Annotated in this window: 12 protein-coding genes and 1 tRNA gene; 9 read left to right on the plus strand and 4 right to left on the minus strand. The window is 57.3% G+C overall.

The annotated features are described in order from the left end of the window. A partial coding sequence (locus tag K8I01_04435; protein MBZ0219662.1) for an ABC transporter permease occupies positions 1-534 on the plus strand: 534 nt, incomplete at its 5' end. A gap of 3 nt (positions 535-537) precedes the next feature. Then, positions 538-1,704, plus strand: coding sequence for an ABC transporter permease (locus K8I01_04440; GenBank protein ID MBZ0219663.1), 1,167 nt, complete (start codon positions 538-540; stop codon positions 1,702-1,704). Positions 1,705-1,888: 184 nt separating this feature from the next. Here K8I01_04440 and dut read toward each other — a convergent pair whose 3' ends face one another. Beyond that, positions 1,889-2,317 carry a dUTP diphosphatase gene (gene dut / locus K8I01_04445; GenBank protein MBZ0219664.1) on the minus strand — a complete coding sequence of 143 codons (429 nt, stop codon included), beginning with the start codon at positions 2,315-2,317 and terminating at the stop codon, positions 1,889-1,891. Between the two features lie 115 nt (positions 2,318-2,432). On the opposite strand from dut, the gene K8I01_04450 reads away from it, so the two are divergent. Beyond that, positions 2,433-3,080: a hypothetical protein gene (locus K8I01_04450; protein ID MBZ0219665.1), complete on the plus strand. Its 648-nt coding sequence runs from the start codon at positions 2,433-2,435 to the stop codon at positions 3,078-3,080. A 130-nt stretch (positions 3,081-3,210) separates the two neighbouring features. On the opposite strand, the gene K8I01_04455 is transcribed toward K8I01_04450, so the two are convergent. The 3 genes from K8I01_04455 to K8I01_04465 all read right to left on the minus strand — a co-directional run bounded on the left by K8I01_04455 (position 3,211) and on the right by K8I01_04465 (position 5,824). Beyond that, the gene (locus K8I01_04455; GenBank protein MBZ0219666.1) at positions 3,211-4,998 is read right to left on the minus strand and encodes a DEAD/DEAH box helicase; all 1,788 of its coding nucleotides are present in this window, start codon (positions 4,996-4,998) and stop codon (positions 3,211-3,213) included. 334 nt (positions 4,999-5,332) lie between these two features. Next, positions 5,333-5,406 (minus strand) — tRNA-Gly (locus tag K8I01_04460). 73 nt (positions 5,407-5,479) lie between these two features. Continuing rightward, on the minus strand, positions 5,480-5,824 hold the full coding sequence (locus tag K8I01_04465) for an SH3 domain-containing protein (protein ID MBZ0219667.1): 345 nt from the start codon (positions 5,822-5,824) through the stop codon (positions 5,480-5,482). A gap of 208 nt (positions 5,825-6,032) precedes the next feature. On the opposite strand from K8I01_04465, the gene K8I01_04470 reads away from it, so the two are divergent. The 6 genes from K8I01_04470 to K8I01_04495 all read left to right on the plus strand — a co-directional run bounded on the left by K8I01_04470 (position 6,033) and on the right by K8I01_04495 (position 12,145). Next, positions 6,033-7,526 carry an aldehyde dehydrogenase family protein gene (locus K8I01_04470; protein MBZ0219668.1) on the plus strand — a complete coding sequence of 498 codons (1,494 nt, stop codon included), beginning with the start codon at positions 6,033-6,035 and terminating at the stop codon, positions 7,524-7,526. Between the two features lie 116 nt (positions 7,527-7,642). After that, positions 7,643-8,137, plus strand: coding sequence for a ferritin family protein (locus K8I01_04475; protein MBZ0219669.1), 495 nt, complete (start codon positions 7,643-7,645; stop codon positions 8,135-8,137). Positions 8,138-8,338: 201 nt separating this feature from the next. Beyond that, complete coding sequence (locus tag K8I01_04480) at positions 8,339-8,587, plus strand: hypothetical protein (protein MBZ0219670.1); 249 nt, start codon at positions 8,339-8,341, stop codon at positions 8,585-8,587. A gap of 113 nt (positions 8,588-8,700) precedes the next feature. Next, the gene (locus tag K8I01_04485; GenBank protein MBZ0219671.1) at positions 8,701-9,972 is read left to right on the plus strand and encodes an aspartate aminotransferase family protein; all 1,272 of its coding nucleotides are present in this window, start codon (positions 8,701-8,703) and stop codon (positions 9,970-9,972) included. Next, complete coding sequence (locus K8I01_04490; protein MBZ0219672.1) at positions 9,969-11,300, plus strand: GTPase; 1,332 nt, start codon at positions 9,969-9,971, stop codon at positions 11,298-11,300. The genes K8I01_04485 and K8I01_04490 overlap by 4 nt, the downstream gene beginning before the upstream one ends. Next, positions 11,297-12,145 (plus strand): proline dehydrogenase family protein, encoded by an 849-nt coding sequence (locus K8I01_04495; protein ID MBZ0219673.1) that lies wholly within the window; start codon positions 11,297-11,299, stop codon positions 12,143-12,145. The genes K8I01_04490 and K8I01_04495 overlap by 4 nt, the downstream gene beginning before the upstream one ends. Positions 12,146-12,198: the final 53 nt, after the last annotated feature.

Consider the following 12,198-nt stretch of genomic DNA (forward strand, 5'->3'; position numbering starts at 1 on the left):
TTCGCGGAGATCGAAAAGCCAGAGCTTGCCGCCGCGGTCTCGGGCCGCATAGATTCCCTCTTCGAAAACTCCCTTGCAGAAACATTGACGGAGACGGAGCGCTCCTTCCAGATGAGCTTCGTAAGCATGACAGAGGCCATCATGTCCGCCATCCAGCTCGTCTCGGTGGTCGTCATCGTCATAATCATGGCGGTCGTGGCGAACACCATGGCAATGTCCGTAAGGGAGCGCATGGGCGAGTTCGCGGTCATGAAGGCGCTGGGCTTCGGAAGCTGGCATGTAACCCTCCTCGTGTTCGGAGAGTCGCTTGCCATAACCGCTCTCGGCGCGGCCATCGGGGCCGCACTCACCTTCCCGGCGGCCGCTCTTTTCAGGGCCGAGCTCGGGCAATACTTTCCGGTATTCATAATAAAGCCGACGACTTTCTGGCTGGACGCGGCAGCCGCATTAATAGTCGCCGTCTCGTCTTCCGTCATCCCTTCATACAGGGCCTCGACAGTCCCCATAACTACGGCGTTAAGAAGGGTGGTATAGCGTATGCCGGTCCCGCTCTCATACAGCCTGAGGTCGCTTTTAGCAAGGAAGCTCACGACGGCCCTCACGGCAGGCGGCATGGCCCTCGTAGTCTTCGTCTTCGCGGCCATAACAATGCTCGCCGAGGGGCTCGAAGCCACCCTTGTCGACACCGGCTCAAGAGAGAACATGATAGTCGTAAGGAAAGGCGCGCCCTCAGAGGTACAGAGCACCATAAGCCGGGACCAGGCGGCCATAATCGAGACATACCCGGGCGTGGCGTCCGGACCCGGCGGCAGCAGGCTCGCCGCAAAAGAAATAGTTGTCCTCATCTCCCTTAAGAAGCGCGGCACCGAAAGCCCGTCGAACGTCGTAATAAGGGGGATATCGCCCGCGTCCCTTGAACTCAGGCCCCAGGCAAGGCTCATTGAAGGCAGGATGCCAAGGGCTGGCACTTACGAGATAATATCCGGAAAGGCGGTATCAGGGAGGTTCGAGGGGGCAGGCACGGGAGAAAAGCTCTCATTCGCCATGAGGGAATGGACAGTCGTCGGCATATTCGACGCGGGCGCGACCGGGTTCTCCTCCGAGATATGGGGCGACGCCGACTCACTAATGCAGGCCTTCAGGAGGCCCGTCTACTCTTCCGTGGTCTTCAGGATGGAAGACCCTGAAAAGCTCGATTCAATCAGGAGCGCTATAGAGGACGACCCGAGGCTCAGCCTCGACGCCAAGCGGGAGACGGATTTCTACTCGGAACAGTCCAGGGCCCTTTCCCTCTTCCTCCGCGTCCTGGGGACGAGCCTCACCGCCATATTCTCGATAGGCGCGATAATCGGGGCCATGATAACCATGTACTCGGCTGTCGCCGGGAGGGTCGGCGAGATTGGGACTCTACGCGCCCTCGGCTTCGGCAGGGGAAGCATACTGGCGGCCTTCCTCGCCGAGTCCCTTGTCACAGGCCTCGCAGGCGGGGCGGCAGGCCTCACCGCGGCCTCGTTCCTCCGCTTTCTCTCATTCTCGACCCTCAACTTCCAAACCTTCTCGGAGCTCGCATTCTCGTTCACCCTCACCCTGAAGACAGCCGTTCTCTCCATAACCGTCGCTCTCCTCATGGGACTCGCAGGAGGGCTCCTCCCGGCGCTAAAGGCCTCAAGAATGAAGATAACGGACGCGCTCAGGACCGGATAGGCCGGCTGAAAACTTGAGAGGGCCTTTTTTGTAAAAAAGGTCCTCTCAAACTCTCTCCAAAAACTTTTAGTTCTTCCTGAGAGAACCCCCTTAAAAAGGGGGTTCTCTCAGGAACTTAAAGTCTTTGAAGGGGGTTTGGGGGAAACTTTCTACAGAAAGGGTCCCCCAAGCTTTTAGTCCCGGCCTATCGGCCGGTGCTTCCGAATCCGTTTTCGCCCCGTGTTGAGGTTGAGAGGTCTTCGGCGAGCTCGATTGTTACCTGGGGGACCGGGAGGAATACCATCTGTGCGACTTTGTCGCCTGGCCTGAAGGTGAACGCAGCGCCGTCCGGGGAGGCGTTGCCGTTTACTGCCACAACGCCTATCTCGCCCCTGTAGGAGCTGTCCACGACGCCTGCCGTCACGATGAAGCCTTTTGCGCCGAGGCCGCTTCTGGATTTTATCTGGCCATACCAGCCGTGCGGTATCTGCATGGCTATGCCGGTTTTTATGACCTTTGTGCCGCCGGGGGGTATGGCCGCCTCCTCGGATGCGAAGAGGTCCCAGCCCGCGTCGCCGTCGTGCGACTTGCACGGCGCCTTGGCAAGCGGGGACAGGAGCTTTATCCTGACCATGAGTGTGGCTTTTTCCATTTTTTCTCCTCTCAGGGTCTAAATTGATATCATATCTGCGTGACCGGGCGCAAAAGTATTTGTAATCGGTCCGCGCTTATAATAAAATACCGGGACTATGGAAAACAAGAAGACAAAGACGCGGCAAGAGCTTGAGGCTTATCTTAAATCACTTCTGCAGTTCATGCTGAAATCCGGACAGGCTTATGACATGGGCTTCGAGGGCGAGGCCCAGAGGCTTGCGGTCGCGCTGAAGGCGGTCCTCGACGACAAAGATGGAAAAGGCTCCCTTTTAGACAGGCTCGGACTTGACCTCTACTTCTACGACAACTGCCCGGACTACGACGAGAGGCTCGCGCTGCCCATGAGCGGACTAGCGCTCTTTGCGCCATCGAGCAAGGAAAAGAACAGGTACGTCCCGCGCCTCGGCAGGAACCCTGGTGTGGCAATGAACAAAGCCAGTTTCAGCGAATGGTGGAGCAAGCCGGTCATCGTGGACAATGAAAAAGGCGTCCGCCTCACAAGGAAGGACATCGTAAACGCCGTCTCAAATACCGAGGCCAAGGGCGCGAGGCCGGTCCTTAACGAGGACTTCAACAAGCTCCTGAAGGAGAACCCCATAGGCTGGGTAGACGATAAGGCCGGGCTCAAGAAAGAGCCCCTTCTGGGGATGGAGTTCGCCAGCGCCCGCCATATCGCGTTTGAGGTGCTCATCTCATTCGAGGAACAGCTCCCCCATTACTTCGAGGGACTGTACCCGAACTGACCCGCATTATCCAATTTACAGACTAGCCATATAAAAAAGGGGAGCTTCTTTCGAAGTTCCCCTTTTTTATATGCGAGCATTTTTATCCACGTACTACGCAGATAGAGGCTGCCTATCTATCCGGGATGCCTCAGGACTTTTTGAGGAACTTAAGGAAGCGCTTGAGAAGCCCGGCCTTCTCTTCCTTCTGGGCCGGCTGCCCCTTGGCGGGCTCAGAGGCTTTAGGCCCTTTTTCCTGCCTCGCGAGTGCCATAGCGGCTGCTTCGACCTGCCTGGTATTATATTGCCTGCCCCCAAACGGCCTCTTCGTGTTTTCCTGGCCGGCGGGCTTGGAGCCCTGTTCCGTTTTCCTGGGCGGCCTCTGTCTCCTGCCCTGGCCCTGTGGTTTACCCGGCTCGGTTGCGGTCAGGGCATGAGGTTTACCCGGAGTATTTTCTTTCTGAGGGGCTCCCGGCGGGCGGCTTCCTTTCCTGCGGTTTCTTGGTCGGCTCCTTTTCGGACGGTCGCCTGGCGGACGGCTCCCGGGCTGTTCCGGCTGGCCCTCTGGCTGAAGCGCCTTTTCAATTTCAACGGCCTTCACATCGGCCGCAGGGCCTGCGGCTGCCTTCTCATGAATGCGCTGCTGCGGAGGGCCTTTCCTTTCATGGCGCTTATCCGGTCTCTTTCCGTCCCTCTGGAAGGACCTGTCGCGTCCGCCCGAGCCCGGCCTTTTTCCGCCGCCCCCTGCCCTCTCGGGCTGCCTCTCCCTTCTCGGCCTCTCCTTAAGGACGAAGTCCTTGACCATTTCCTCTTCGTCTATCCATTCGGTCTCGAGTTTGCGCTCAATGTACTTCTCTATTTCCGGGAGGTTCAGGACATGGTCCTCGCAGGCGAGGCTGTATGCCTTGCCGCTTTTGCCCGCCCTCGCGGTCCTGCCGATGCGGTGGACGTAATTAGCCGCGTCGTCCGGGAGGTCGTAGTTTATGACGTGGGTTACTCCCTCTATGTGGAGGCCGCGCGCGGCGACGTCCGTCGCAACGAGTACGTTTATCTTCCCGGCCTTAATGCCCTCTATTATCTTCTCGCGCCGGGCCTGGGTCACGTCCCCGGTAAGCACCTTGGCAGGGATGCCGTTCGCCACGAGGTTTATGCCGACCTTCTCGGCGGTCGATTTCATGTTCGTGAATATGATGGCGCGCTCGACATCGGGACGCTTGAGGAGCGCGAAGAGGACCGGGAGCTTTTCCTCGTTCGAGACGTAGATTATCTTCTGATCTATCGCGCTTACGGTCACCTGCTCGGGCTCTATCTCGACCATGACCGGGTCGGGTTTCATGTAGCGCGACGCGAGCCTTCTTACGTTCGAGTCGATGGTCGCGGAGAAGAGCATGGTCTGGCGCGGCTTGCTTCTGGGGAGCTTGCTCGCTATGTACATGATGTCCGGGGCGAAGCCCATGTCGAACATACGGTCCGCCTCGTCTATGACGAATATCTCTATGGAATCTAGCGAGAGGGTCCTGGACTTATAGAGGTCTATCATGCGGCCCGGTGTGGCGACGACCAGCTCGACACCTTCCTTAAGCGCGTTCACCTGTTTGCCGTACTCGACTCCGCCGTAGACGGCGACCGACCTGAACGGCAGATGCTTGCCGAGCTTCTCGGCGTCGTCGATTATCTGGCTGGCAAGCTCGCGGGTGGGGGCCATGACAAGGGCCCTTGGCTGCCCGGTCGTATTGGGGCCGGCTGCCATGATCCTGCTGAATATCGTGAGGAGGAAGACCGCGGTCTTTCCTGTGCCGGTCTGGGACTGGGCGATGACGTCCTGTCCTGTAAGGCACTTGGGAAGGGATTGCTCCTGAATGGGGGTGCAGTGCTCGAATCCGGCATCGCTAATCCCTCTAAGGATGTCCGGGTGCAGAGCTAAACTTTCAAATTTCATCCGTTCTTTTCAAATCTCCTTTTGCTCGGCGCATTGGTGTCCGCCGGTCTGACTGCATAAAACAATATAATATTACACCATTTTAAGCGTATTGGAGTCAAGGATTAGTTTCAGGGTAGGATAGGCGGCCTAACAGCTTGCTGGAAACTCCGTTTTATCCAGGCTGCTCCGGATGCGAGGCCCAGTTGGAACAGGGGAGCAAGGAATGAGGCGTACTTTTAGTCTACGCCGGAGTGTCAAGCGACGTAGCCTACGACGCAGATGGACTTTTTCAGCAGCCTGCTAAAAATGAAAAAGCCGGCCCGGAAACTCCGGGCCGGCTTTATTTCGAATCTGGAGCGGGCGATGGGAATCGAACCCACGTCTAAAGCTTGGGAAGCTTTCATTCTACCATTGAACTACGCCCGCGGGATTTCGCTAATAAAAATACATCATGCCTGCCATCGAGTCAAGCCCATTTCCGAGCGCACGGCTCTTATTTTCACCACCACTTCTGTTCGCATTCCTCGCCGTCGCCGGGCTGCTGGACGAAGGTCGTTTCCACCAGCTTGCCGCTCACCCAGCCGACCTGCCCGCCCTGCTCATCGGACGATTTGATCTTGACGAAACCCTCGCTCTTTTCGAGCACCTGCACCAGCGCGCCGGGCCTGAGAGTGCCTACTATCTTAACCATGCCCGGCGAGTCCCACATGAGGATCGAGACCCTGCCCTGGACCCAGCTCGTCGAGAAGAAATCCATGTCGCGGATAACACCGTGCTCAACGCAGGCAAAGGCCCCTGTGGACATAATTACGCTCAGGACTATCGAGAGGACGACTTTTTTCATGATGTGTTCTCGCCGTAGCCGACCCAGAAGCCTCAGCCCGAATCTTTCTCAATTGTAACTATTATAACATTCTTACATTTTTTTACCTCATTTGTCCACTGTTTCCCGAAAATTCGAGGATTTTGATGCTCCCCGGTTGCTTGCCCGTAATTTTCAGCTCTGATATACTCAACTGGATTCCAGGTATTCACAGGAAAGGTCAATAGGTATGCCCCCTGAATTCCTGAACCTCATAGGCGGAAAATGGTCGGCCGCCACGTCGGGGAGGACCATCGAAAGCGTAAACCCTGCCGACACCGGCGATACAGTCGGCCTTGTCCCGGCTTCCGGAAAAGGGGAGGTCGACAGGGCGGTGGCGGCGGCAAGGGGGGCCTACGCGGGATGGCGCCTTACCCCGGCCCCGAAACGCGGGGAGATACTCTTCAGGACCGCAGAGCTCCTTCTTAAGCACAAAAATGAGCTCGCCCGGGTCGTCACAAGGGAGATGGGGAAGATACTCCCCGAGGGCATGGGGGACGTGCAGGAGGCCATAGACATGGCCTACTACATGGCAGGGGAAGGTAGAAGGCTATCAGGCGAGACCGTCCCTTCCGAGCTATTCGCGAAAGACTGCAAGTCGCTCCGCGTCCCCATAGGCGTATTCGCGCTCATAACCCCCTGGAACTTTCCCACGGCCATTCCCGCGTGGAAGATATTCCCCTGCCTGATAGCCGGCAATACAGCCGTATTCAAGCCGTCGAGCTACACGCCGATCGCCGCGGGAAGGCTTGTTGAGCTAATAGCCGAATCCGGCCTTCCGCCAGGGGTCCTTAACCTCGTCCACGGGACCGGGGATGAAACGGGAGAGTACCTTGCCACCCACCCCGGCATTGACGGGGTATCGTTCACAGGTTCGTCCGCCGTGGGCGAGAGGCTTGCGAAACTCTGTAGCGGCCTTGAAAAAGAAATATCCTGCGAGATGGGCGGGAAAAACCCCATTATCATCATGGATGACGCGAGGCTCGATCTCGCGGTCGAGGGCGCGCTCTGGGGCGCCTTCGGCACCTCGGGGCAGAGGTGCACGGCGGCAAGCAGGCTGATCGTCCACGAGAGGGTTTATGACCGCTTCCTCGAGATGTTCCTCGATACTGCCCGGAGGCTCAAGATCGGGAGCGGGCTCGACCCCGTCACCCACATGGGGCCTGTCATAAACGAGGCGCAGATGAAGAAGGTCCTGGGCTATATAGAGATCGGCAAAAAAGAAGGGGCTAAGCTCGTGCTTGGCGGCAAGAGGCTAAGCGAAGGTGACTATGCTAAAGGCTTCTTCATAGAGCCCACCGTGTTCGCGGACGTGGACCCAGAGATGAGGATAGCCCAGGAGGAGATATTCGGCCCGGTCGCATCGGTCATAAAGGCAAAGGACCTGAAGGACGCCATACGGATAGCCAACGGCGTGCAGTACGGCCTTTCGTCTTCGATATACACCCAGGACGTGAATAGCTCCGCCATAGCCGAGCGCGACCTCGACGCTGGGATAGTATACATAAACGCGCCTACCATCGGGGCCGAGGTGCAGCTCCCGTTCGGCGGGACGAAGAGGAGCGGGCTCGGCAGGAAGGAGGCGGGCGGAAGGGGCGGCTCGCTCGACATGTTCACTAAATGGAAGGTCATATACAGGGATTATAGCGGCCGCCTGCAGAAGGCCCAGATAGACAAGGAATGAGGCGGGCGGGGGCGGCAAAATGGCAATCCCCAGGCGGACGTATCCATTTTCTTAAACCTCTTCAACCACCTCCCCTTTTTTGCTATAATCCGAAAAAATCAGACTGGAGGGGGGGTATGGACCCGGTGCATTTCACAGGCAAGGAAGTTCTCGACATGGCTATCAGGATAGAGGAAAACGGGATGCGTTTCTACGCTGACGCGTCAAAGGGCGCAAGCACAAAGGAATTGAAGGCGCTCTTCAAGGCCCTTTCCGAGGAGGAAGGCACTCACATAAAGCTCTTCCTCGAGCTGAAGAAACTTTTGACCGAGGACACATCAAACGGGTTCGACCCCTACATCGAGGAGGCCCAGCAGTATCTGAAGACAATGGCCGACGGCGAGGTCTTCACGAACCCGGAAGCGGGCAAGGAGGCGGCAAGCTCCGTAAAGAGCGAGGAAGAGGCCCTGAGGATGGCGATAGACATGGAGAAGGATTCGCTCCTCTTCTATTACGAGCTTGAGAGGATGATAAGGGAGAAGGACAGGAAGGTAATAGATTCACTGATAGACCAGGAAAAGGAACACGTAAGAAAGCTTACCTCCATACAGGCGAGCCTCTTCGGGAGATAACCTGCTCTTTTTCAGGCAGGCCTTCTAACAGTTGCTGAAAAACTCATAATCACATTCAGGCTGCTCAAAAAGCTTAGGATTCAAGGAGTCGTAAAATGAGGGATGAGGCGTACTTTTATTGTACGCCGGAGTGTCCAATTTTGAAGACGACGCATTCAAGGCTTTTTCAGCAGCCTGCTAAACCACTTAAGGAGAGTTCGGATGGTACAATACGTTAAGACCTACTCCTGTCCCACATGCAGCGGGCTCGCAAGCGGCAGGGGCCACCTCTGCCATCCGAGGACAGAGGGCCTGCCGTTCCTGTGCGAGTTCTGCGGTAAGGAAACCTCGGACGCGAGGCACGTCTGCCCCAAGATGGTCGACGAGATCGAGTACATCTGCAAAAAATGCGGCAGGCTCGCCATCTACGATTCCCTCCTCTGCGAGCCCCAGCCGATAGACACGGAATGAAAGCAGGCCGGGTGCCTTGGCATCCGGCTTTTTTTCCTCTCCTTCCATAATACTGAGCACAATCCATGCGCGACAGGACCGCTTTTATTGATTAAGCGGGGGATCGGAGGCCCATGGGGAACGACCTTAAAGAGCGGGCGAAGAGACACATAACCCCCGCCCTTGTTTTCCACACCGATATAGAGGTCAAAAGGGCCGCAGGGCTCTATGTCGAATCGACAGAGGGGAAGCGGTACATGGACTTCTCATCGGGCCTTGCGACCGCAAACCTGGGGCACTGCCCTCCCGAGGTGCTCGAAGCCGCCAAGCGCCAGATGGACTCCCTCATCCATTCGGGCTGCATATTCAGGTACTCGTCGCAGGTGGAGCTTGCCGAGAGGCTAACGGAGATAACGCCCGGCGCAATCGACATGTTCTTTTTTTCCAATAGCGGCGCGGAAGCGATAGAAGGGGCCATAAAGCTCGCGCGCTATGCTACGGGCCGCCAGGGCATAATCAGTTTCGTCGGAGGGTTCCATGGGAGGACCATGGGCGCCCTGACACTTACGACCTCTGCCGCCAGGTACAGGCGCGGCTTCCACCCCCTTCTCCCGTCCGTCTACCACGCGCCCTACCCTTACTGCTACCGCTGCCTCCTTGGGCACGTCAGAAAAGACTGCTCTCTCGAATGCTACGAATATCTCGAGGGCATCCTCAGGCACCAGATATCGACGGAGGACGTGGCCTGCATGGTAATCGAGCCGGTCTTGGGCGAGGGGGGATATGCACCGCCGCCCACGGAGGTCATCTTCAGGTTGAGGGAACTCTGCTCAAGGCACGGCATCCTTCTCATAGCCGACGAGGTGCAGAGCGGCTTTGGCAGGACCGGCAGGTGGTTCGCTTCCGAGCACTTCGGCCTTGAGCCGGACATAATCGTCATGGCAAAGGGCATAGCCTCGGGTTTTCCGCTGAGCGCCTTCGGGGCTTCTGCAAGCCTCATGTCAAAGTGGCCCCCCGGCGCGCACGGCACCACCTTCGGCGGGAACCCGGTCTCGGCCGCTGCGGCTGTAGCTACAATAGACAGAATAAAAAAAGACGGCCTCCTTGAGAATTCCGCGAAAATGGGAGATTACGCCCTTTCCCGCCTGAACGAAATGAAAAAACGGCACACTATAATCGGCGACGTGCGCGGGCTCGGCCTCATGATAGGCATCGAGTTCGTAAAAGAGGACGGAAGCCCTGATAAAGATGGGCTCGAAAGGGTCATGGAGCGGTGCCTTGATAACGGGCTCGTGATAATCGAGTGCGGCCCCGGTAAGAACGTCGCCCGCCTCATGCCGCCGCTCACAGTGACAAGGGAAGAGATGGACGCGGCCCTTTCCATATTCGAGGAGGCCCTCCCTTGACCGGGAAGGCAAGAGGCCGGAGGAAGCGCATAATCATCCTGGGGGCCGCCGGAAGGGACTTCCATAACTTCAACGTCCTTTACAGGGACGACCCTTCGATAGAGGTCGTCGCCTTCACCGCCGCCCAGATACCATTCATAGAAAAAAGGACCTATCCCCCTTCCCTTTCAGGCCCGCTCTATCCCGAAGGCATAAGGATATATCCGGAAGACGAGCTTCCGGAGCTTATCAAAAGGCACAGGGCCGACGAGGTGGTCTTCTCATACAGCGACGTCTCGTACGAGTATGTCATGAGAAGGGCAGCGCTCGCCATATCGCTAGGAGCTGGCTTCATCCTGCCCTCGGCAGAGGCCGCGATGCTAAAGGCAAAAAAGCCGGTCATCTCGGTTTCTGCCGTGCGGACCGGGTGCGGCAAGAGCGGGGTGACGAGGTATATCGGTAAAAAAATCCTTCAAGCCGGTAAAAGGCCCGTTGCCATACGCCATCCCATGCCCTACGGCGACCTTGAAAGGCAGAGGCTGCAGAGGTTCGCGACCCGCGAGGATTTGATAGAGGCACAGTGCACGATTGAGGAGTTCGAGGAATACGAGCCGCTGATCGAATCCGGCCTCGTTGTATACGCAGGGGTCGACTACAGTGCGATCCTGGACGAGGCCGAAAAGGAAGGCGACATCATCCTCTGGGACGGCGGCAATAACGACCTCCCCTTTATCAGGCCGGATTTCGAGATAGTCGTCACGGACCCGCTCCGGCCAGGCCACGAGCTTCTTTATTACCCTGGAGAGGCGAACCTCCGGAGGGCCCATGTCGTTGTCATCAATAAGGCCGGGAGCGCGGGGGCGGACGTGGAGCTTGTCGCCTCGAACGCGAGGGCCGTAAACTCCCGCGCTACAATCTTGAGGACCGATTCGGCAATAACGGTCGAGGGAGAGATACGGGGGAAAAAGGCGCTGGTCGTAGAGGACGGCCCCACCCTCACCCACGGCGGCATGGCTTACGGAGCTGGAATGGCCGCGGCCAGGGCATTCGGGGCGGAACCCGTGGACCCGAGGCCCTATGCAGTCGGCACAATAAAGGAGACCTTCCGCAAATATCCGGTCCTTCAAAACCTCCTCCCCGCAATGGGCTATTCGGAGGGGCAAAAAAAGGAGCTTCAGGAGATAATAGAGAAGACCCCTGCGGACCTGGTGCTTATCGCGACCCCTATAGACCTTTCCCGTGTCATCCCGATAACGAAGCCCGCCGTGCGCGTCCGCTACGAGATAGAGGAAATGGACAGTCCCGGACTCTGGGACGAGGTGCGCGCCTTCCTTTCAAAGCTCGGATGAAGGATTTTCTGCTTATATTCGCCAGGAGATACATAGCAGGGACCGAAAGGCGGGACGCGATATACGCGGCAGCGGCTTTGAACGCGCTCGGGTTAAAGGCGACGATAGACAGCCTCGGCGAGAACGTAAAAACCATCGGCGAGGCCGAGCGCTCTGCCGAAGAATACCTGGCCCTCCTCGCCGACATAAAAAAATCCGGCGTAGACTCTCATGTCTCCCTCAAGCTCACGCATATGGGGCTCGGCCTCTCGACGGATATCGCATGGAAGAACACGGAGAGGGTTGTAAAGAAGGCCGCAGAGCTCGGGAACTTCGTCCGTATCGACATGGAGGGTTCTGCATTTACGCAGGCGACAATAGATATCTTTCTCGGACTAAGGGAGAAATACCCGAACGTCGGAGTCGCCATACAGAGCGCCCTTAAAAGGAGCGTGGAAGACGCAAGGCGGATTTCCGCTGCAGGCGGAAGCATCAGGCTCGTAAAGGGCGCGTACAAGGAGCCTCCCTCTATCGCCTTCGCCGACAAGAAAGACGTGGACAAGAGCTTCGAACTTATCATGAAAGAGCTCCTCATGACCCCTACCCGCCCCGCCATAGCCACCCATGATGAAAAGCTCATAGAGGAAGCCAAAAGGTTCGCCGAGGAAAAAGGCATCCCGAAGGGCTCTTTCGATTTTGAGATGCTTCTCGGCATTAAAAGGACGCTCCAGAAGAGGCTTTCTGGCGAGGGATATACCATGAGGGTCTATTTGCCCTATGGCAGGGACTGGCTCCCGTACATGCTGAGGAGGCTACGGGAAAGGAAGGAGAACGTCTGGTTCATGCTGAAAAATATTCTCGATTGAAATATCCGGATATCCGGCATATACTCTGGCATTTGGCGGTTTATTCGGATCAG

The sequence above is a fragment of the Deltaproteobacteria bacterium genome, from assembly GCA_019912665.1.
GTDB lineage: Bacteria > Desulfobacterota > GWC2-55-46 > GWC2-55-46 > GWC2-55-46 > UBA5799.

Coding starts and splice junctions, on each gene's coding strand:
- K8I01_04450 (MBZ0219665.1), top strand. CDS start 2,433: ATGGAAAACAAGAAGACAAAGACGCGGCAAGAGCTTGAGGCTTATCTT.
- K8I01_04455 (MBZ0219666.1), bottom strand. CDS start 4,998: ATGAAATTTGAAAGTTTAGCTCTGCACCCGGACATCCTTAGAGGGATT.
- K8I01_04475 (MBZ0219669.1), top strand. CDS start 7,643: ATGGACCCGGTGCATTTCACAGGCAAGGAAGTTCTCGACATGGCTATC.
- K8I01_04495 (MBZ0219673.1), top strand. CDS start 11,297: ATGAAGGATTTTCTGCTTATATTCGCCAGGAGATACATAGCAGGGACC.
- K8I01_04470 (MBZ0219668.1), top strand. CDS start 6,033: ATGCCCCCTGAATTCCTGAACCTCATAGGCGGAAAATGGTCGGCCGCC.
- K8I01_04440 (MBZ0219663.1), top strand. CDS start 538: ATGCCGGTCCCGCTCTCATACAGCCTGAGGTCGCTTTTAGCAAGGAAG.
- K8I01_04485 (MBZ0219671.1), top strand. CDS start 8,701: ATGGGGAACGACCTTAAAGAGCGGGCGAAGAGACACATAACCCCCGCC.
- K8I01_04480 (MBZ0219670.1), top strand. CDS start 8,339: ATGGTACAATACGTTAAGACCTACTCCTGTCCCACATGCAGCGGGCTC.
- dut (MBZ0219664.1), bottom strand. CDS start 2,317: ATGGTCAGGATAAAGCTCCTGTCCCCGCTTGCCAAGGCGCCGTGCAAG.
- K8I01_04465 (MBZ0219667.1), bottom strand. CDS start 5,824: ATGAAAAAAGTCGTCCTCTCGATAGTCCTGAGCGTAATTATGTCCACA.